The 19,055-nt window shown below is 70.0% G+C and carries 18 protein-coding genes and 1 riboswitch; of the genes, 14 read left to right on the forward strand and 4 right to left on the reverse strand.

Translation table 11 applies throughout. The features are described 5' to 3' along the window. Window positions 1–190 precede the first annotated feature (190 nt). Both Ssi02_RS01425 and Ssi02_RS01430 read left to right on the forward strand, forming a co-directional pair. Window positions 191–487: a hypothetical protein gene (locus Ssi02_RS01425; protein WP_239128499.1), complete on the forward strand. Its 297-nt coding sequence runs from the start codon at window positions 191–193 to the stop codon at window positions 485–487. 125 nt (window positions 488–612) lie between these two features. Next, window positions 613–1,296 carry an SDR family oxidoreductase gene (locus Ssi02_RS01430; RefSeq protein ID WP_204020209.1) on the forward strand — a complete coding sequence of 228 codons (684 nt, stop codon included), beginning with the start codon at window positions 613–615 and terminating at the stop codon, window positions 1,294–1,296. Window positions 1,297–1,350: 54 nt separating this feature from the next. Here Ssi02_RS01430 and Ssi02_RS01435 read toward each other — a convergent pair whose 3' ends face one another. Next, window positions 1,351–1,932: a histidine phosphatase family protein gene (locus tag Ssi02_RS01435; protein ID WP_204020211.1), complete on the reverse strand. Its 582-nt coding sequence runs from the start codon at window positions 1,930–1,932 to the stop codon at window positions 1,351–1,353. Between the two features lie 170 nt (window positions 1,933–2,102). Then, a riboswitch (adenosylcobalamin (AdoCbl) riboswitch) is annotated at window positions 2,103–2,246 on the forward strand. Between the two features lie 41 nt (window positions 2,247–2,287). Here Ssi02_RS01435 and Ssi02_RS01440 point away from each other — a divergent pair. The 9 genes from Ssi02_RS01440 to Ssi02_RS01480 all read left to right on the forward strand — a co-directional run bounded on the left by Ssi02_RS01440 (window position 2,288) and on the right by Ssi02_RS01480 (window position 11,701). After that, on the forward strand, window positions 2,288–3,250 hold the full coding sequence (locus Ssi02_RS01440) for an ABC transporter substrate-binding protein (RefSeq protein WP_204020213.1): 963 nt from the start codon (window positions 2,288–2,290) through the stop codon (window positions 3,248–3,250). Between the two features lie 104 nt (window positions 3,251–3,354). Then, window positions 3,355–4,320, forward strand: a complete 966-nt coding sequence (locus Ssi02_RS01445) for a FecCD family ABC transporter permease (RefSeq protein ID WP_204020357.1) — start codon at window positions 3,355–3,357, stop codon at window positions 4,318–4,320. Further along, window positions 4,317–5,102, forward strand: a complete 786-nt coding sequence (locus Ssi02_RS01450) for an ABC transporter ATP-binding protein (protein ID WP_204020215.1) — start codon at window positions 4,317–4,319, stop codon at window positions 5,100–5,102. The genes Ssi02_RS01445 and Ssi02_RS01450 overlap by 4 nt, the downstream gene beginning before the upstream one ends. 7 nt (window positions 5,103–5,109) lie before the next feature. Further along, complete coding sequence (locus tag Ssi02_RS01455) at window positions 5,110–5,808, forward strand: adenosylcobinamide amidohydrolase (protein WP_507763432.1); 699 nt, start codon at window positions 5,110–5,112, stop codon at window positions 5,806–5,808. A 169-nt stretch (window positions 5,809–5,977) separates the two neighbouring features. Continuing rightward, window positions 5,978–6,562, forward strand: a complete 585-nt coding sequence (locus Ssi02_RS01460) for a Uma2 family endonuclease (RefSeq protein ID WP_204020217.1) — start codon at window positions 5,978–5,980, stop codon at window positions 6,560–6,562. 561 nt (window positions 6,563–7,123) lie between these two features. Next, complete coding sequence (locus Ssi02_RS01465; RefSeq protein WP_239128500.1) at window positions 7,124–9,193, forward strand: DUF6421 family protein; 2,070 nt, start codon at window positions 7,124–7,126, stop codon at window positions 9,191–9,193. Beyond that, window positions 9,190–9,837 carry an SDR family NAD(P)-dependent oxidoreductase gene (locus tag Ssi02_RS01470; protein ID WP_204020219.1) on the forward strand — a complete coding sequence of 216 codons (648 nt, stop codon included), beginning with the start codon at window positions 9,190–9,192 and terminating at the stop codon, window positions 9,835–9,837. The genes Ssi02_RS01465 and Ssi02_RS01470 overlap by 4 nt, the downstream gene beginning before the upstream one ends. Further along, complete coding sequence (locus Ssi02_RS01475; RefSeq protein ID WP_239128501.1) at window positions 9,834–10,895, forward strand: threonine aldolase family protein; 1,062 nt, start codon at window positions 9,834–9,836, stop codon at window positions 10,893–10,895. Before Ssi02_RS01470 ends, Ssi02_RS01475 begins: the two co-directional genes overlap by 4 nt. Window positions 10,896–11,059: 164 nt before the next feature. Next, window positions 11,060–11,701, forward strand: a complete 642-nt coding sequence (locus Ssi02_RS01480) for a LysE family transporter (protein ID WP_204020222.1) — start codon at window positions 11,060–11,062, stop codon at window positions 11,699–11,701. Window positions 11,702–11,946: 245 nt separating this feature from the next. Here Ssi02_RS01480 and Ssi02_RS01485 read toward each other — a convergent pair whose 3' ends face one another. Beyond that, window positions 11,947–12,243, reverse strand: a complete 297-nt coding sequence (locus Ssi02_RS01485; RefSeq protein ID WP_204020224.1) for a DUF3467 domain-containing protein — start codon at window positions 12,241–12,243, stop codon at window positions 11,947–11,949. Window positions 12,244–12,324: 81 nt separating this feature from the next. Further along, the gene (locus Ssi02_RS01490; RefSeq protein ID WP_275410569.1) at window positions 12,325–12,900 is read right to left on the reverse strand and encodes a DUF305 domain-containing protein; all 576 of its coding nucleotides are present in this window, start codon (window positions 12,898–12,900) and stop codon (window positions 12,325–12,327) included. A 221-nt stretch (window positions 12,901–13,121) separates the two neighbouring features. Between Ssi02_RS01490 and Ssi02_RS01495 the strand changes: the two genes are divergently transcribed. Further along, window positions 13,122–13,742 carry a thioredoxin-like domain-containing protein gene (locus Ssi02_RS01495; protein WP_204020228.1) on the forward strand — a complete coding sequence of 207 codons (621 nt, stop codon included), beginning with the start codon at window positions 13,122–13,124 and terminating at the stop codon, window positions 13,740–13,742. Between the two features lie 263 nt (window positions 13,743–14,005). Here Ssi02_RS01495 and ald read toward each other — a convergent pair whose 3' ends face one another. After that, a complete protein-coding gene (gene ald / locus Ssi02_RS01500; RefSeq protein WP_204020230.1) occupies window positions 14,006–15,124 on the reverse strand; it encodes an alanine dehydrogenase in 1,119 nt (372 codons plus the stop codon). A 927-nt stretch (window positions 15,125–16,051) separates the two neighbouring features. Here ald and Ssi02_RS01505 point away from each other — a divergent pair. Together Ssi02_RS01505 and Ssi02_RS01510 are read left to right on the forward strand one after the other, a co-directional pair. Then, on the forward strand, window positions 16,052–16,939 hold the full coding sequence (locus Ssi02_RS01505) for an excalibur calcium-binding domain-containing protein (RefSeq protein WP_204020232.1): 888 nt from the start codon (window positions 16,052–16,054) through the stop codon (window positions 16,937–16,939). A gap of 821 nt (window positions 16,940–17,760) precedes the next feature. Continuing rightward, a complete protein-coding gene (locus tag Ssi02_RS01510) occupies window positions 17,761–19,044 on the forward strand; it encodes a helix-turn-helix domain-containing protein (protein WP_204020234.1) in 1,284 nt (427 codons plus the stop codon). Window positions 19,045–19,055 lie beyond the last annotated feature (11 nt).

Consider the following 19,055-nt stretch of genomic DNA (forward strand, 5'->3'; position numbering starts at 1 on the left):
ATCCGGCGCACCGCCTGGCAAGGGTGCGCCGGACACCCTCGCGGGACATCCGCAAGATTTTTTACGGCTACCGCGAAAACGCGGAGACCTCTTGCGGACTCAAAGATGAGCCCTGCCCGCGTGTAACACTGTTTTTACGGACAGCAGCCCTCTTTAACCAGGAGGGGCTCGCTACGTAATCGAGCGCGTCATGCGGCTGATGCACAGTCATGTCGACGACGACAGACGCGAGGGGGCTCCCGTGATGACCGTGATGGACCAGATGACCCTCTATCCCGTGGCCGACGACGTGCTGCTCGCCCCCGGCGGCCGGGTGGTGATCCGCACATACGGCGTGGCCCTGGAAACCGGCGTCTCCTATCGCACCTGGGTGACCGGTGTGCGCGACCATCCGCGTTACTGGCGGTGGGCGAAATACGAGGACGCCCGCCGTGGCCACGACCAGGTCCTGGAGTGGCTCACCGGCCGCGGCCCGCAGCCCGGCTGACCTCCCGACCACCCCCGGGAAAGCCTGGGCCCCGGCCGACCCGCTGAAGGCCGTGGAACGGGCCACAACCCCGCCGGTGGACCGATTAGGCATGCCGGGCCGGTCATGGTCGCTAGGGTTGCTCCATGCACGTGCGCCCCACCGCGTTGATCACCGGAGCCTCCAAAGGTGTGGGCGAGGCCGTGGCCCACGCCCTCGCGCCGACCCACGACCTGATCCTCGGCGGACGCGACCTCGGCGCCCTGGAGGCGCTCCGCGCCAAGCTGCCCGGGTCACGCCCCTGGCCGGTCGAGCTCACCGAGGTGAGGGCCGAGCACGTCGAGGGCGTCGACCGGCTGGACGTGCTCGTGCACAGCGCCGGCATCGCCAGGATCGGCACCGTCGACTCCGTCCCCGCCTCGGTGTGGCGCGAGGTCTACGAGGTCAACGTCGTGGCCGTGGCCGAGCTGACCCGCCTGCTCCTGCCCGCGCTGCGCGCCGCCGGCGGCCACGTCGTCCTGATCAACTCCGGCGCGGGACTACGCGCCAACCCCACGTGGGCGCCCTATGCCGCGAGCAAGTTCGCCCTGCGCGCCTTCGCCGACGCCCTCCGCGAGGAGGAGGCCCCCCGCGGCCTCCGGGTGACGACCGTCTTCCCCGGCCGCATCGACACACCCATGCAGCGCACCGTCCGCACCCAGGAAGGCGCCGGCTACGAGCCGGAGCGCTACCTCAACGCGGCCTCCGTGGCCGAGGCGGTCCGCACGGCGGTCACCGCCGGTCCTGACGCGCACTACACCGACATCACCCTCCGCCCGGCCCGCCGCTGACGCCGGGCCGGGGGAGGCGGGCACACCCGGCCCGCCGATGCTCGCGGATGAACATCAGACCGGGGCGTTCCAGCGGAGGATCACTGGTTTGCCGTGTTCGTAGCCGAGGGTGCTGTAGGTCCCGGTGTTGAGGCGGAACAGGCGTCCGTCCGCCGGAGGCAGGCCGAGCCATCGGGCGGCGAGCACACGCAGCACGTGGCCGTGGGCCACCAGCGCGACCTCACCGCTCTCGGCGCGTGCACGTTCGATGACGCGGTCGACGCGCATGCCCACCTCCTCCACCGTCTCGCCCGGGTGGTCGGCGTCCCCGGGCGGCACACCGTCGCTCCAGAGATACCAGCCGGGCCGCATCTCACGGATCTTGGCGGTGGTGATGCCCTCATAGGCGCCGTAATCCCACTCCCACAGGTCCGGCGTGGTCTCGAAGCCGGCGAGGCCCGCGAGCTCCGCCGTACGGCGGGCCCGGACGGCCGGGCTCACCAGGACAAGGGACAGGTCGCGCTTTTTGAGCAGAGGCGCGAGAGCGAGGGCCTCCTCCTCTCCGCGTTCGGTGAGGGCCAGGTCGGTGCGTCCGGTGTGACGCCCCGCGCGGCTCCACTCGGTCTCGCCGTGGCGAAGCAGAATCAACTCGTCCATGCCCCGCATCATGCCCGCGCCTGTGCCGCCCACTCGATGTCATGCGGCACAGTGCACAACGTCATGCGGCACAGTGCCCGACATCATGCGGCACAGTGCCCGACATCATGCGGCACAGTGCACGGCAGGGCGTGGAGACCCTGGCTGTGGGCACTTGGTGATGATTGATACCTTCTTCCAGGAGCGCGGCGCGCAAGCGAAGTCCGGTGTGAATCCGGCGCTGTCCCGCAACTGTGACGGTCCAATCGGGCCGAAGCCAGGTCGACTGCCGTCGTGCGACGCTTCAACCCTCGTGGAAAAGGGTGATCTGTCAACGGGTCTCTCGGTTCCCGGCACGCCCCCCGAAAGGACATAAGTGAGACCCCTACCCACGGCCTTCGCAGGTGTGCTGTTCAGCGCGCTGACCCTCGCCGGGTGCGGCACCGGCGGCGACACCGCCGCCGTCGCCTCCCCGACGCCGACTGCGGCGCCGAGTACGGCGGAAGCCGGCTTCCCCGCCACCGTGAACGCCGGCAACGGCGACGTGACGATCTCGAAGCGGCCCCAGCGCATCGTCTCGTTGTCGCCGACCGCCACCGAGACCCTTTTCGCCATCGGCGCCGGATCGCAGGTCGTCGCGGTCGACGACCTGTCGAACCACCCCCCGCAGGCCCCCAAGTCCAGCCTGTCGGGCTTCAAGCCCAACGCCGAGGCGATCATCGCCCAGCGTCCCGACCTGGTGGTGCTCTCCAACGACACCGAAAACATCGTCGCCGAACTGACGAAGGTCAAGGTGCCGGTTCTGCTGGAGCCCGCGGCGGTCAAGCTCGACGAGGCCTACGACCAGATCGAGGACCTCGGCGCCGCCACCGGCAACCAGGCCGCCGCCGAGAAACTCGCCGGCGACATCAAGGCCGAGATCGAGCGGCTCGCCGCCGCCGCCCCCAAGGACAAGCAGCTCAGCTTCTACCATGAGCTCGACAACACCGGCTTTTCCGCGAACTCCGGCACCTTCGTCGGCCAGATCTACGACCTGTTCGGCCTCATCAACATCGCCGACAAGGCCCCGGCCGCCGCGGGCAGCTATCCCAAACTGTCGACCGAGTTCATCGCCAAGGCCGACCCCGACCTGATCTTCCTGGCCGACACCAAGTGCTGCGGCCAGTCCCGGGACACGCTGGCCAAGCGGCCCGGCTGGAGCAAGCTGTCCGCCGTCACCGGCGACAAGGTGATCCCCCTCGACGACGACGTCGCCTCCCGCTGGGGCCCGCGCATCGCCGAGCTCGCCAAGGCCATCTCCACCGCCGCCCGCGGCGCCACGGCGAAGGCCACGGGCTGAACACCGTCGCAAAAGCCGGAGCCGTGCCGGGCGGGCGGCGCGGTCACCGGGCCGGGCTCCGTCCCGTGCCCCTGCTCCTCGCGCTGATCCTGCTCGCCGCAAGCATGATCGTCGCTCTGCTCGCCGGTGCGGTGGGCATGCCCGTGTCCGCGGTCGTGCGGGAGCTGGCCGACCAGCTCCCGTTCGTGACCGTGGACTCCGGGCTCGCCCCCGTCGAACAGGGACTCCTGCTGGAGCTCCGGCTGCCGCGCGTCCTGCTCGCGGCGGTCGTCGGCGGGCTGCTGGCCGTGGCCGGCGCGGGCTACCAGGGAGTGTTCCGCAATCCGCTTGCCGACCCCTTCCTGCTGGGGGCGGCGGCCGGCGCCGGGCTCGGCGCGACCGTCGTCATCGCCCTCTTCGGCGGCGAGAGCGACGCCGTCACCGTCCCGCTCGCGGCCTTCGCGGGTGCCGTCGCCGGGGTGGGGCTCGCCTACACCCTCGGCACCATGGCGGGCCGGGCCGGCGGCATCGCGCCGCTCGTGCTCGCCGGGGTCGCGGTCTCGTCGTTCCTGTCGGCGGTCCAGACCTTCGTCCAGCAGCTCAACGTCGAGGAACTGCGCCGGATCTACGGCTGGATCCTCGGCGACGTCGGCGGCGGCTGGGACAAACTCCTGCTCATCGCTCCTTACGCCGCCGTGTCCACCGTTCTCCTGCTCCTCCACGGCAGGCTGCTCGACGTGCTCGCCGTCGGCGACGACGAGGCCACGAGCCTCGGGGTGTCGGCGCGCCGGGTGCGCTTCACCGTGCTGCTCGCCGCCTCCCTCGCCACGGCCGCCGCCGTCGCGGTCAGCGGGCTCATCGGGTTCGTCGGCATCGTGGTTCCGCACATCGTGCGCCGCCTGGCGGGCGGGTCGTACCGCTCCGTCCTGCCCCTGTCGCTGATCTGCGGCGGCGTCTTCCTCGTCCTCGGCGACCTCGTCGCCCGCACCGTCATGTCCCCCGCCGAGCTGCCCATCGGCGTGGTCACCGCTTTCGTCGGGGCACCGTTCTTCATCATGGTGCTGCGGCTCACCCGCCGGGCCGAGACATGACCGCCGTCAGTGCCGCCGGGCTCGCCGTCGCCCTCGACGGCCGCGCCGTACTCACCGGGGTCGACCTCACCGCCGCGAGCGGCGAGTGGCTCGCGGTCGTCGGGCCCAACGGAGCGGGCAAGTCCACCCTGCTCAAGGCGCTCGCCGGCCTGCTCCGCTCCAGCGGCGAGGTCACGGTGCACGGGGCGGAGGTACGGCGGACGCCTCCCCGGCGCCGCGCCCGGCTCGTGGCCTACGCCCCGCAGAGCCCCGCCCTGCCGGCCGAGATGAGCGTGTTCGACTACGCGTTGCTCGGGCGCACGCCGTACATCTCCTATCTCGGGCGCGAAGGCCGGGAGGACCGGGAGATCACCGCCTCGGTGCTGGAGCGGCTCGACCTGGAACAGCTCGCCTCCCGCCCGCTCGGGCGACTCTCCGGCGGCGAACGGCAGCGGGTCGTGCTCGCGCGGGCACTCGCGCAGCGGGCCAGGGTGCTGCTGCTCGACGAGCCCACCACCGCCCTCGACCTCGGCCACCAGCAGCAGGTGCTCGAACTCGTCGACCGGCTGCGCCTGGCCGACGGTCTCACCGTCGTCTCCACGCTGCACGACCTCGGCGTCGCGGCGAGCTACGCCGACAACCTGCTGGTGCTGGCCCAGGGCCGCGCCGTCGCCGCCGGGACGCCCGCCGAGGTGCTCACAGAGGAGCTGGTGGACACCCACTTCCACGCTCGTGTCGCCGTCGCGGTCGGAGACGACGGCAGGCCGGTCGTGACCTTGGTGCGGCCCACTGGAGGTGGATGAGGTGGATGTGCGGCTGAGTCACCGTTTCGAGGACGGTGCCGACATGGCGTCCCTGCTGTGGAGGTTCGGTCCCGGGTGGCGGATGATCTCCTCGGCCATGGTGGGCGGCGGCATCGGGCCGCGGGAGTGGGTGCTCAACGCGCAGGTGGCCGCGGGTTACTCACGCATGGATCCCGTCGACCACCTTGAGGAGCTCGCCGCGGGGCTCGGTGCGGCGGGGCCAGGGGTCGGCATGCTCACGGCGGCGTCCGTCGCCTATTACACGGCCGCAGAGGACGGCGGGGCCAGGGCGGTCGCCACGGTCGGTTTACGCGTCCCCACATGGGCCGCCGCGCCTGAGGGGCGGCCCGACCCGGAGCTGGCGCCGATGCGGCAGTCCGCCGTCCCTGAGGGGCGGGCGGAGCCTGTGGGCCGGATCGTTCCCGGGACCGTCAACATCGTCGCCGCCGTTCCCGTCGCGCTGTCCGACGCGGCCCTCGTCAACGCCGTCATGACGGTCACCGAGGCCAAGACGCAGGCTCTGCTCGAAGCCGGGTTCCCCTGCACCGGCACGGCTTCCGACGCCGTGTGCGTCGCGGCCCGCGCCGAGGGGGCGGAGGAGCTCTTCGGCGGCCCGCGTTCCACCTGGGGCGCCCGGCTGGCGCGGGCCGTTCACGCCGCAGTGCACGAGGGGGCGCAGGGGTGGGCGGGGCGCGACCGAAGGTGATCTCCGTGGTGCCCACGTTCAAGACGGGCGCCTTTTTCTGCCGAATGACCGCTAAGTCTGGTTTGTGGGCTAAGTGGGGGTAGTGGGGGCTGATGACCGCTGGGGCCACGGTGAAAATAATGGAATCATGGGAATCCACGTGTGAGGCGCGGTCCCTCTTCGGATACTAATGACCGTGACATCCATCTCCGGACCCATCATGCTCCCCGGCCGGCCCTCCTTCACCGTGGCCGACCTGTTCCGCTTCCCCGATGACGGGTGCCGCTACGAGCTGTTCGACGGCAGCCTCTTCATCAGCCCCGCGCCCTCGTCGAACCACCAGATCACCCTGGCGAGCCTGATGCGTGAGGTGTCGGACGCGTTGACGAGCGGTTACGAGGTGCTGCCCCCGGTCAACATCATGGCCGGTGGCACCGACTTCTTCGTCCCCGACCTGGCGGTGGTCAGGAGCGCCGTGGCGGAGACGGTCGAGCTTATGTACGAGCCGGCGGACATCCTGCTCGCCGTCGAGGTCGTGAGCCCCCATACGCGCATGCGCGACCGTGTCCTCAAGCCCGCGGCATACGCGGCGGCGGGCATTCCGTCTTACTGGCGCATCGAGCCCGGGCCCGCGCCGGTGATCCACACTCACGACCATCCGGGGGAGAACGGCTACCAGGTGGTCGCCCAACACGCCGCGGGCAAGGTGGCCAAGCTTGAGACGCCGTTCTCGATCGCCTTCGACCCGGCCGTCCTGGCGACGGTCGGCGACTGATTCCGCGGCCCCCTTCCCGGCCAACCGAGACCCCTCGGCGGCACGGCAGGGCCGGCTGCCGCCGCCGCGGGCATCACCGGGCGCCGCCTGTGAGCCGCCCAGCCGCGCCATAACGCCCGGTCGTGCCATACGCCCGGCCGTGCTATAACGCCCGGTCGTGCCATAACGCCCGGCCGTGCTATAACGCCCGGCCGTGCTATAACGCCCGGCCGTGCTATAACGCCCGGCCGTGCTATAACGCCCGGCCGTGCCGTGACATCCGGTCGCGCCATAACGTCCGGCTCTGGCAGGCATTGACCTGGCCGCCGGTGTGCGCCGATATGGGGGCGTGTGCACCCCGCCACCCCGCCACGGCGCCGCCGGCGGCGGGCGAGCACCTCCGGAACCCTTCTCCAGCAGGGCGAGTAAGTCGTCGACGCAGTCCGCGCTCGCCCCGGGGCCGGTCCCCCCGAACCGGGGGCGCCACTGCCGTCTGTCTCACCACCTGGCTTGGTGTTGCCGTGCACGCAGGTCATATGTGAATATTTTCCTGGATTCAGTGCTTGAGACAGGAGATCTTTCGTGCGGGCATTCCCTCGGGTCCTGTTCGATGAGGCCCACAGTGAGTCGTGGAGCATTCGGCGGGAGGTCGCCGAGTCGATGAACCCCGCTCACCCCGACGACAACAGCTACGCCCGCGCCGCCGGGCTGCTGCGCGGGCTCGGCCACACGGTCACCGCGCACGTGGAGGGGCCGGTCACCCCGGCCCTCCTGCACGGCCACGACGTCTTCGTGGTCGCCCACCCCTCCGCCGAGCGGTGGGAGCGCACCACCGGCCTCGGCAGCCCGGTCTTCCCCGTCGAGGAGCTCGACGCGATCGAGGCATATGTCGCTGAGGGCGGCGGTCTCATCGTGCTGGCCGAGTGCGAGCAGGAAAAATACGGTAACAACCTCGCCGACCTGCTCGCCCGCTTCGGCGTCGGGGTCGAGCACACGACGGTGCAGGACCCGCGCTACGCCTACCGCGGCGTCGCCACCTGGGTGCTGGGGGAGCCGGTCGCCGGTGACGAGCTGCTTGTGGGCGCCCGGCGGGCCTGCTTCTACCGCAGCGGCGTGCTCACCGGCCCCGAGGGGGCGTCGGTCTTGTTCGCCACGTCCCCGGCCGCCGATCCGGCGGGCCGTCCGCTGGCTCTCGCCGTACGGCACGGCCTCGGGCGTGTCGTCGTCTTCGCCGACTCGGACCTGTTCGGGGACGACTCCATCGGCGACCTCGACCACGAGCGGCTCTGGGGCAATGTCGTCACCTGGGCGGCCCGCCTGCCGCGGGGCGAGTCGCGGGACAGCGGGCGTGAGCCCGCGGTGCGCGAGCTGTTCGAGGGCCTGAAGGCGGCGGTGGAGGGGCTGCGCCCGCTGCAGGCCAAGGACGGTTCCGTGGCCGGCGACCGGGACCTCGCCGTGGGGTTCGTCTCCGGCATCGTCGACCACCTCGTGCGGCTCTCGCCGTACTTCCCGCAGGACGCGGACTACCACGCCGCCGTCCTCGCCGACCTGCGCAAGTGGGTGGAGCAGGGCCTTGGGGTGCCCGACTTCCTGGACTCGCTCAACGCCTTCCACCCGGACGAGCAGCGTGAGGACGGCTTGGAGCACCTGGTGGTGTTCCCGATGTACACCCAGAACGGCAACCTCAACCGCAACATCGAAGCGGTGTGGATCCGGGTGATCTGGCCTGACTGGCTGGCCGAGTTGGAACGTTCCCGCTACGACAACCCGCTGTTCGTGCCGATCGCGTTCGAGGACTTCACCGCGGGTTACGACACGAACTCCGCTGTGTTGTTCCCCGAGACCGTCGCGGTCCGTGAGACGCCGGCCCGCTTCACCTGGGGCGGGATCTTCGCCGACCGGGAGGCGGCCAGGTTCCGCGCGGTCAGCCGCGCCGCGGCCGACACCCTCAAGCTGGAGCTGCCGCCGGACGCGGCCCGCCTGCTCGCGAGCCAGGAACTCGCCCAGGACACCTTCGTGTTGTGGGACCTCATCCACGACCGCACCCACAGCCACGGCGACCTGCCCTTCGACCCGTTCATGATCAAGCAGCGCATGCCGTATTGGCTGTACTCCCTGGAGGAGCTGCGCTGCGACCTGACGGCGTTCGGCGAGGCGGTCAAACTTGAGGCCGAGGGCGTGCCGCACGCGCGTTATGTGCAGATCGCCGTGCTCTTCGATCGGATGTTCCGCTTCCCGATCACCGGTGCCCGGGTGCGCAACTACGACGGGCTCGGCGGGCAGCTCATGTTCGCCTACCTCCACAAGGTCGACATCGTGCGCTGGACCGACAACCGGCTCACCGTCGACTGGTCCCGGCTCGCCGACGGCGTCGCCGACCTGCGCGCCGAGGTCGAGAAGCTCTACCGCGACGGCATCGACCGGTCCAAACTGGCCCACTGGCTCGCCGCCTACGAGCTCGTGTCCGCTTATGTCGAGCCGCACCCGGCCTCGGTGTGGAACAAGGGCGTCGAGGCCCTGCCGGTCGAGGGCTTCCCCAAGGCCGTGGTGGACGCCGTGCTGTCCGATGAGTTCCCCCTGAGCATGTTCTTCGAGGCGCTGCGTCGTAAGCTCACCGACGTGATCGACTCGACGAAGGGGATTCGCGCATGATCATCGTCGTTGCCGGGGCCGGTGGCCCCGCGGGACAGGCCGCCGTGGAGCACTTCAGCAAGCGCGGGGACACCGTCATCGCGCTGGACGCCCGTCCCGTGCCCGGCGGGCGCGTCATCGACCTGCTCGACGAGGCCGCCGTCCGCGCCCTCGCGGCCGAGATCCAGGCCGAGCACGGCAAGGTCGACGGCGTCTTCCACGTCGTCGGCGGGTGGCGCGGCGGCAAGACCTTCGCCGAGACCAGGCTGCCGGACTGGTCGCTCCTGTGCGACCTGCTGATCCACACCCTGCAGAACGTCACGCTGGCCTTCGAGCCGCTCCTGCGGGCCGCGGACCACGGGCGGTTCGCCATCGTCTCCGCCAAGGCCGCGGAAGCCCCCACTCAGGGCAACGCGGCGTACGGCGCGGCCAAGGCGGCCTCCGAGGCATGGACGCTGGCCTTCGCCGACGCGCTCAAGGAGACGAACGCGGCGGCGACGATCCTCGTGGTCAAGGCACTGGTGCACGAGGCCATGCGGGCCGAGAAGCCGGAGGCGAAGTTCGCCGGCTTCACCGACGTGCATAGGTTGGCAGAAGCGTATGCGAGTCTGTTCGACCGGCCCGCCGGCGAGATCAACGGAAAGAGATGGGACCTCACCCAGTGACCGACGCCATGCGCAGGCACGACCCCGCCACCAAGGGGTTCGCCAGCGACAACTACGCCGGAGTCCATCCGGAGATCCTTGAGGCGATCACCCTCGCCAACGGGGGGCACCAGGTGTCCTACGGCGACGACGTCTACACCGAGGCGCTGCGCGAGATCTTCGCGCGGCACTTCGGCCCGTCGGCCCAGGTATGGCCGGTGTTCAACGGCACCGGCGCCAACGTCGTCTCGCTGCGCGCCATGTGCGCGCCGTGGGAGTCGGTGATCTGTGCGGAGTCCGCGCACATCAACGTCGACGAGGGCGGCGCGCCCGAGGTCGTGGGCGGCATGAAGCTCCACACCGTGCCCACCCCCGACGGCAAGCTCACCCCCGGCCTGATCGACCGGCAGGCGTGGGGCTTCGGCGACCCCCACCGGGCGCAGCCCCGGGTGGTGTCGATCTCCAACACCACCGAGCTTGGAACGCTCTACAGTCCAGGCGAGGTGGCCGCGATCTGCGCCCACGCGCACGACCTCGGCATGCTCGTCCACGTGGACGGCGCACGTGTCACCAACGCCGCCGCCGCCCTCGGCGTGCCTCTCGCCGCGATCACCACCGACGCCGGGGTCGACGTGTTGTCCTTCGGCGGCACCAAGGCCGGCCTGCTCTACGGCGAAGCCGTCGTGGCCCTCAACCCGGCCGCGGTGCGCGGGGTCGACTACATCCGCAAGACGTCCATGCAGCTCTCGTCCAAGATGAGGTTCGTCTCGGCGCAGTTCGAGGCGCTGCTCGCCGGGGACCTGTGGTTGCGGAACGCCCGGCAGGCCAACCGGATGGCCGCCCTCCTGGCCGAGCGGGTCGGCACCGTGCCCGGGGTGGAGATCCCGCGGCCGGTCCAGGCCAACGCGGTCTTCGCGGTGCTTCCGGCGGGGGTCACCGAGCGGTTGCAGAAGCGGTTCCGGTTCTACACCTGGGACCAGGCGACCGGTGAGGTGCGCTGGATGTGCGCCTTCGACACCACCGAGGCGGATGTGGAGGAGTTCGCCGCCGCCGTGGCCGAGGAGATGGCTGCGGGCTGACCACATACGTTGGTCATGTTTACTCTGTTGCGCGCCTTATGTGTGCTTTGCCGTACTGTCGGGTGGATCGGCTGATTTACCCGATTAGCGGTCGGGGGAAATCTCGGTGAAACATGTGTTCACTACCGTTCGGGTTGTTGGTCATGACTTGAGCGGAGTGCACGGTGGACACGGCGGCGGCGCAGGAGATCCTCTGGCTTGGTGTGCTGCTCGGCGGCGGGGCCGCGCTCGCCGTCGGGCCGATCTTCGTGACGGTGCTGCAGGAGGCCGCCACCCGCGGCTTCGGGGCGAGCCTGCGGGTGATCCTGGGCTCGGCCACCGCCGATCTGGTCGTGCTGCTGCCCGCTCTGGCCTTCGCGTGGCTCATCACCGCGATGACGCAGGCGGCCTTCTGGGTGGGGCTGGCCGGCGCGGCCTTCCTCTTCTACCTGGCGTTTGAGGCCGCCCGCGACGCCAGACGGCTGTGGGTGACGCGGGCGCCCGTCACGGCCGCGGCCGGCTGGGCCTTCCTGAAAGGTGTGCTCAGCAACCTCGCCAACCCGCTGACCTGGACGTTCTGGCTGGCGACCGGCACACCTGCCATGGTGCGCGCCCTTCAGATCGGAGGAGCCGCCGGGCTGCTGCTCTTCACAGTCACGTGGTTCGTGGTGGCCTCCGGGCTGGAGGCGCTGATCGCGTACGGCGTGGCCAGGTCGGGCCGGCGGGTGGGGGCCAAGGGGCAGGCCGCGCTCACCGGGCTCTCCGCCGTACTCTTCACCGGGCTTGCGGGGTTCCTCTTGGTGCAGAACGTGTTGCCCGCGTTGTGAGGCGGGTCAAGAACGTGAGTCTGGCCTTGCGGGCAGGGATCTGCGGGGCGGGAAGCGGCGTACGGTCGAGGCATCGGTGGATTTGGAGGGCGCGATGCTTCCAGGTTGTGGCCAATGTGACTGCTATCTCGACGACCGGGTGCTGATCCGGCCGCCCGTCGAGAGCTGAGACGCGAGGTCGACGCGGAAAGCCCGGCGGACAGGCCGGGCCTTCCGCCGGACCGCGTTTCACGCCGGCCGGCCGGTCAGACCTTGCGGCCCGTCTCCTTCTCGTAGGCGGTGAGCTGCTGCTCCAGCGCCTTCATCAACTCGAACACCTGGTTGGGAGGGAGCCGGATGCGGCTGACGATGCGTGTGGGCACACTGACGAAGTGCTGGCCCGACGACGGGTCGTTGGCCAGTTGCGGTGGGCGGGTGATCACCGCGAAGTCCAGGACGAACCCATCCTCGGTGTGCCAAACGGAGGCGAAGTTCGCATATAGCCCGGCTTCCACCTGTTCGGAGATGCTCAGCTCAAGCCGGCTCTCCGGCGAGTCGTTCACGGTTTCCCCCTCAGGCCAGGCTTCTTCATCCATGCTCCCGCTCGGCCGAGCGGGGGTCCACGCCTGGCGCGTATCAATCGGTCAGAGGCTGGACGGGAGCGGCTGCGCGCCGCGTTCCTTGAGCATGGTGGTCATCAGATTGATCTCGCCGGTCTGTCCGTTGACGATGTGCTTGGCGAGCGTGGTGACCGTTTCGTCGTCGCTGAGGCGCATGAGCGCCTCGGCCATCTCCACGCCGCCCTCGTGGTGGCGGATCATGAGCTGAAGATAGAGGATCTCCGCGTCCTTGCCCTTGGCCTCGCGGAGCCGCTTCATCTCTTCGGCGGTGAGCAGGCCCGGCATGAGCGGCTCGCCGCCCACCGCGGTCCCGGCCGGTGCCGAGGAGGGCTTCCCTCCGTGGCCGTGGCCCGCCATCCAGGCCATCCGGGGCTGGACGGAGCCCTGGTTGAGCCCCCACTCCTGGAGCCACCCCATGAACATCCCGCGCTGGGTGGCCTGCGAGACGATGATGTCGTCGGCAAGCCCTCTGATGGCCGCGGCCGACGTGGCGTCACGTACAACGAACGACATTTCCACCGCTTGCGCATGATGCGTGGCCATGTCCCGGGCGAAGCCCGCCTCTGCCGACGAGTCACTCGGAGCGCTCGATCTCCCCATGAACCACACGGCTGCGACGGCGATGGCCACAGCGGCGAACAGCACAATCGGGGCGAGTCGGCGAAAAGAGTTTCGTGCGCCAGTTGCGGGTGTTTCCATCGTTCGTCCAGAGTACCCGTGATCGTCATGCTCAAAGACATCCTGTGTGGTCTCCTCCTTATTCTCGGCATAGGGGGGGAGGGCATAGGGTTAGCCAAGGTTGATGCGCTGATGGAGGAAAGATGACGAAGGAGAAGACCCAGGCGAGGCGTGAGCAGCTCGCCCGGCTACGGGCCGAGCAAAAACGCAAAGAACGCCGGGGCGCACTTCTCATGTGGGGCGTCGGTGGTCTCGTCATCGTCCTGGTTGTCGGCCTGGTGGGGTGGTACCTCATCGCCGAGCGCTCCGCGACTTCCCTAGATGCGGTGAAGACCTTCAAATACATCGGAAACGAGCACACTTCCGAGAAGGTCACCTATAAGGAGAACCCCCCTGTCGGTGGCCCCCACCGCCCGGCGCCCGAGTGGCAGAACTGCGGCATCTACGACAAGCCTGTGGCCAACGAGAACGCGGTGCACTCGCTTGAGCACGGCACCATCTGGATCACCTACCAGCCCAACCTCCCCGCCGACCAGGTGGAGAAGCTGCGCTCGGTGGCGAAAAGCTCCGGCGACTACATGCTGCTGAGCCCCTACGAGGGCCTGCCCGCCAAGATCGTGGCCACGGCCTGGGGCAACCAGCTCACGCTGGACAAGGCCGACGACCCGCGTCTGCCGCGCTTCATCGCGAAGTACAAGAACGGGTCGGACGCCCCCGAGCCCGGCGCTCTCTGCACCGGCGGCGTGGGCACCCCCATCTCGTAAGATCCGCCTTCCGGGCACCCATCCGCTTCGGCGGCACATCGGCGGACCCGGCCGGTACGGAGGAATCCGACCGGCCGGGTTTCTCGTTCATCAGACACCTCCGAGGAGATCCCGGCCGTCAGGCGGGGGAGGAATCGGACCCCTGCCGAGCAGGACAGGGGCAGCCGTGCGGCGCGGGGGGAGGGGAGCCGTCCTTCATGACCGGGACCGCCCGTGCGTCGGCGGGCGGTCTGCCGCTTCCGATGTGGGGGGATCCGGGCGCTTTAACCGAGGAGCACACGCTCGATGGGGACCGCGGTCAGATCGTGGGCCTCGGCCACTCCCTGGTTCGTCACATAGCCCTCGTGAACGTTCAACCCCAGGGCCAGCGCCGGGTCGTCCTTCAGCGCCGCCCGCCACCCCTGCCCGGCGATCGCCGTCACATAGGGCAAGGTGACGTTGGTGAGGGCGTAGGTCGAGGTGTGCGGCACCGCGCCGGGCATGTTGGCCACGCAGTAGAACAGCGAGTCGTGCACCTCGTAGGTCGGATCGGCGTGCGTCGTCGGCCGTGAGTCCTCAAAGCAGCCGCCTTGGTCGATCGAGATGTCCACAAGCACCGACCCCGGCTTCATGCGCGCCACCAACTCGTTGCTCACCAGCCTTGGCGCCTTGGCGCCCGGCACCAGCACCGCGCCGATGACCAGGTCGGCCTGGAGGACGGCGGCCTCGATCTCAAAGGCGTTGGACGCGATCGTCTGGCAGTGCCCTTGGTAGATCACGTCGGCCTGCCGCAGCCGGTCGATGTTCTTGTCGAGCAGCAGCACCTCGGCCTGCATGCCCAAGGCGATCACCGCGGCGTTCATGCCGGAGACGCCCGCCCCGATCACCACGACCCGGGCGGCGTGCACGCCGGACACCCCGCCCATCAAGACGCCCCTGCCGCCGCCCTGGCGCATGAGATGGTAGGCGCCGACCTGCGGGGCGAGCCGCCCGGCCACCTCCGACATGGGGGCGAGCAGCGGCAGTGCGCCGCCGGCCGTCTGCACGGTCTCATAGGCGATGCCGGTGATGCCCGAGTCGAGCATCGCGCGTGTGCAGGCGGCGGAGGCGGCCAGATGCAGATAGGTGAAGAGCACCTGCCCCTTGCGCATGCGGTGGTATTCCTCGGTGACGGGCTCCTTGACCTTGAGGATCAGGTCGGCCTCGGTCCAGACGTCGTCGGCCGAGGGGAGGATGGCCGCGCCCGCTGCCTGGAAGTAGGAGTCGGGGATCGCCGAACCTATCCCGGCTCCACGTTCGACCACGACATGGTGGCCCTGCCGTACCAACTCGTGGGCGCCGGCGGGGGTAAGGGCGACGCGATATTCGTGATTCTTGACCTCTCGGGGCACTCCGATTCTCATTGCTCCTCCTTGAGCGTGAGCATCAGGCGACGGGTGAGACTTCCCATACTGCCGTCATGGCGCGGCGAGACGGGGGTACGGCGCGGGCTGAGGGACGCCCCCAGTTACGCGTCCGGCTACTTGCGGCACTTTTCGGTAAAGCGGTGTGGGGTGGCTTCTCCATTGACAAGGTCTGACTGAACCGGCCCGGAAGTGCGGGACGTTGTGATGATGTGTACGGCAGGCAGTCCACGGAGGCGGGGCGAGCCTTTGTCGTTGATTTACTCGCTCGCCCCGCTCCTCGGTAGGCTCACGCGCGAGCCACGTCGGTGATTTTGGGGTCACGAGATGGATAAGCAGTCCGATCCGGTCGGGCCGCCTGAACCGCGGTTCGATACGACCACCCCCATGGGTGGCCCGCACGCCGTTCCCCGTGGGGCCGGGGGTGCGGATATCGGCGCACGCATGCCGTTCGGTGGCCCGCCCGGCTCCATGTCGCCCGGGGCCGGGATGCCGGGGGCGCCCGGCTCGCCGCCGCTCGCAGGCCGGGGGCCGTCCGGATCCGGTCCACCGGGTTCCGGAGTGCCACGCCCGGGGCCCGCGGGGCCGTCCGGGCAGCAGGGGGCCGGAGGACCGCCGGGGTCCGCGCCGTTTGGGCCTGGCGGCCCACCGGGGTCCGCTGGTTCGCCAGGGTCTGCGGGAGCGCCGGGGCCGCCGGGATCGCCGGGATCGACTGGCTCTGCGGGGCAGGGGCCGTCTGACGCGGGGGGGCCGCCCGGCCCGGGAGGACCGCCGGGGGGCCACGGCGGGGCACACGGCGGGGCGCCCGAGGACGAGGAGGACGAGGCCGCCGATCCGCGGGCCAGCAAGGCCACCACGATCATCCTGGTCGTCGCGCTGATCCTCGTCGTGGTGAGCGCGGGTGTGCTCGGGACGATCGCCGTTCTGATGACGAACAATCCCGACCTTCCCCTCGGCGGAGCGGCTCCCAAGCCGCTGGCCGTCCCCATCCATTTCGCACCCGTGACCGCCAAGCAGCGTGCCCCCTGCCCCGGGGCGGAGGCGGTCATGGACGACCAGTCGCAGAACTGCTACCAGATCGACAACGGGGTCGACGTCAACGCCGTCCACAAGATCGAGACGGTGGCGGAGTCGGACGGCACCTACGCGGTGCGCATCGCCGTCGGGCCCGCGTCCCGCCGCCAGATCGCCGATCTCACGAAGGACACGGTCGATCAGCAGATCGTGATCATCGTCGCGCAGAAGGTCGTGGCCGCCCCCAAGGTCACCCAGGCGATCACCGAGGACAGCCTGACCATCGACGGCGCCTTCACCAAGGAGCAGGCCGACGCCCTGGTCCTCCGCCTCTCCGGCGGTCCTGCGGGCCAGCCCGCCCCCAGCCGGCCGGCCACCAGCCAACCCGCACCGAACCAGCCGGCGCCCAACCAGCCCGCGCCCAACCAACCACCGCTCAACCAGTCTGTCCCCGGGCAGACCACGCCGGGACTGACCACGCCCGGACAGGGACAGACAGGGCCGGGCGGCACCGGGCAGGGCGGTGGCACCGGACAAGCCGGTGTCACCCAGCAGCCCACCACCGGCACGACGACGGGAACCACGGGCAGCGGCGTCACCACGCGCAACACCTCGACCGCGGGCAACCCCACCACGCGTGCGACGGGGAACGCGCGCCCGCGTGACCGCAGGTATGCGTCCTGCAAGGAGGCCGTAGCCGCCGGCTACGGGCCGTATTACAAGGACACCCACCCCGAATACGCGTACTACAGGGACCTCAACAACAACGGCGTCGCCTGCGACTCACCCGACATGCGCTGACAGACCTCACCCCGCCGCCGGCACCCGCGACCGCCAGGTGCCGGCGGCGGCCGTCGTTCAGCCGGGCATGCGCCAGGCGCCTGCGCGGCAAAGGAGCGGCGCCCGTCGAAACGGTCGTGAACTAAAGGGGAAACGGCGGGCTGTTCGCAATGGCGATCCCGATGAAGTGCGGTGTCGATGGGAAAGCGAACGGATGAAAAATCATTTCACTTCTCCCCGCCTCGGTGGAGCGGGATTTCCGTGCGGTGGTTCGGCGGGCGAAATCACCGGAGCGCCGTAATGCCGGCGGGTGTTCGCACAGCCTGTTTTCTCGCGGCACTCGACGAGCATTTCAGGCTTTATACCGCCGCCTGGAGGCGAGGCCCTGGGCGGGCCGATCGTTGAAGTGAGCGGCGGGGGCCGGGTGTGGCCGGCAATGGTCTTAGCGCCTTTCCACCATCGCCGACCTGGCCTCCGTCCGGCTCACCGGGATGTCTCTCCCCCGGCCCTGCCGGGCCGTGGAGCGAGTGCGCCGGACGAATGCGCGTGCTATGAGGAGGGCCGGTGCCGCCTCCGCCGAGCGAGCGGAGCAGGCGGTCCGGGCGACTGTAGTCGACCGGTAACGCAATCGGTTCTTTCAACGCACGCGGGCGGGAATTAGCAGCACAGGATGACCTCAAAGGCCTGAGAGGGAGACGAACCAGCCCCCAAAGTCGTAACATTGCTTCCTGCGGTCGTCACGGCCGCGATGAATATGGCCAGGGCAGACAGGGCAAGACGTCGGCGCATCGGGAACTCCCATCGCTGGATCGATTGTCGGACTACATCTTCGAGGGGTGCCGGTGACCGGTCAAGAACTTGTAGGGCAGCGAATCAAGACAATCCGCCGCCAGCGTGGTCTCTCCCAGGCGCAACTCGCGCACCCCGAGTTGTCGGACAGCTACGTCTCCCTCATCGAGAGCGGCAAGCGCACCCCGACCCCCGCTGTGCTCGAGCTTCTCGCGCAGAAGCTCGACTGCTCACTGACCTACCTGGTCAACGGCGTGACGGCCGAGCAGATGCAGGAGATCGAGCTCGGCCTCGGCTACGCGCGCCTCGCCCTGGAGAACGGCGAGATCGTCGAAGCCCGCAACCGTTTCGCCGAGCTCCTGGCCGGCGGATCCCTCGCCGGCCTCGCCCGCCTGCGCCAGGAGGCCGAATACGGCCTGGCCCTCGCCATCGAGGCCTGCGGCGACCAGGCCGGGGCGATCGCGGTGCTTGAGCGGCTCCGCAACGACGATCTTCCGCCTGAGCGGCACGTCGGCGTGGCCATCGCCCTGTGCCGCTGCCACCGCGACCGGGGCGACTTCGCCGAGGCGGTCGAGATCGGCGAGCGCATCCTGCTGGGCGCGGTGCGCCCGGCCTGGACCGACGACCTGGTCGAGCTGGGCGCGACGCTCCTGTCGGTCTACATCACCCGCGGCGATCTGCTGCGTGCCCGCCAGTTCTCCGCCGAGCTGCTGTCGGTCGCCGAGACCCTCGGCAGCCCCCGGGCCATCGTGGCGGCCTCGTGGAACGCCGCCGTGGCCGCCGAGCTGGTCGGCCGGGGCGACGATTCGCTGGCGCTGGCCGAGCGGGCTCTCGCCGTACAGTCCGAGAACGGCGAGCCGCGCAATCTCGCCCGCATGCGCATGGCCTACGCCTCGCTGCGCGCTCGTGTGCCCTCGCAAAACGTCGAGGATGTGCACACTCTGATGCTCCGGGCCGAGCGAGAGCTGGCGCAGACCTCGGCCAGCACGCTCGACCGGGCACGGTGCGCCGTCGAGCTGGCCTCCGTCGAGCTTCGCATGGGCCAGGCGGAGAAGGCCGGCGATCACGCCCGTGCCGCCCAGGGCCTGCTCAGCGAGGCCAACCGCAGCATGCGGGTCGACTGCCACCTGCTGCTCGGGCGGGCCTACAGGGCGATGGGCCGGCCCGGCGAGGCAGAGGGCGAGCTGCGTGACATGCGTGAGCTGCTCGCCCAGCTTCCGCAGTCGCGCAAGACCGCGGCCACCTGGTATGCCGCGGCCGAGACCCTTGAGTCGATGGGCGACTACCGCGCCAGCGTCGACGCCTATCAGCAGGCTCTGGCCTGCGTGGGCGTCTAGCCCGGTCCCCC

This window comes from Sinosporangium siamense (genome assembly GCF_016863435.1).
In the GTDB taxonomy this organism is placed as follows: Bacteria; Actinomycetota; Actinomycetes; order Streptosporangiales; family Streptosporangiaceae; genus Sinosporangium; species Sinosporangium siamense.

Coding starts and splice junctions, on each gene's coding strand:
- Ssi02_RS01425 (WP_239128499.1), top strand. CDS start 191: ATGCGGCTGATGCACAGTCATGTCGACGACGACAGACGCGAGGGGGCT.
- Ssi02_RS01430 (WP_204020209.1), top strand. CDS start 613: ATGCACGTGCGCCCCACCGCGTTGATCACCGGAGCCTCCAAAGGTGTG.
- Ssi02_RS01435 (WP_204020211.1), bottom strand. CDS start 1,932: ATGGACGAGTTGATTCTGCTTCGCCACGGCGAGACCGAGTGGAGCCGC.
- Ssi02_RS01445 (WP_204020357.1), top strand. CDS start 3,355: ATGATCGTCGCTCTGCTCGCCGGTGCGGTGGGCATGCCCGTGTCCGCG.
- Ssi02_RS01450 (WP_204020215.1), top strand. CDS start 4,317: ATGACCGCCGTCAGTGCCGCCGGGCTCGCCGTCGCCCTCGACGGCCGC.
- Ssi02_RS01460 (WP_204020217.1), top strand. CDS start 5,978: ATGACCGTGACATCCATCTCCGGACCCATCATGCTCCCCGGCCGGCCC.
- Ssi02_RS01470 (WP_204020219.1), top strand. CDS start 9,190: ATGATCATCGTCGTTGCCGGGGCCGGTGGCCCCGCGGGACAGGCCGCC.
- Ssi02_RS01490 (WP_275410569.1), bottom strand. CDS start 12,900: ATGGGGAGATCGAGCGCTCCGAGTGACTCGTCGGCAGAGGCGGGCTTC.
- Ssi02_RS01495 (WP_204020228.1), top strand. CDS start 13,122: ATGACGAAGGAGAAGACCCAGGCGAGGCGTGAGCAGCTCGCCCGGCTA.
- ald (WP_204020230.1), bottom strand. CDS start 15,124: ATGAGAATCGGAGTGCCCCGAGAGGTCAAGAATCACGAATATCGCGTC.
- Ssi02_RS01505 (WP_204020232.1), top strand. CDS start 16,052: ATGACGAACAATCCCGACCTTCCCCTCGGCGGAGCGGCTCCCAAGCCG.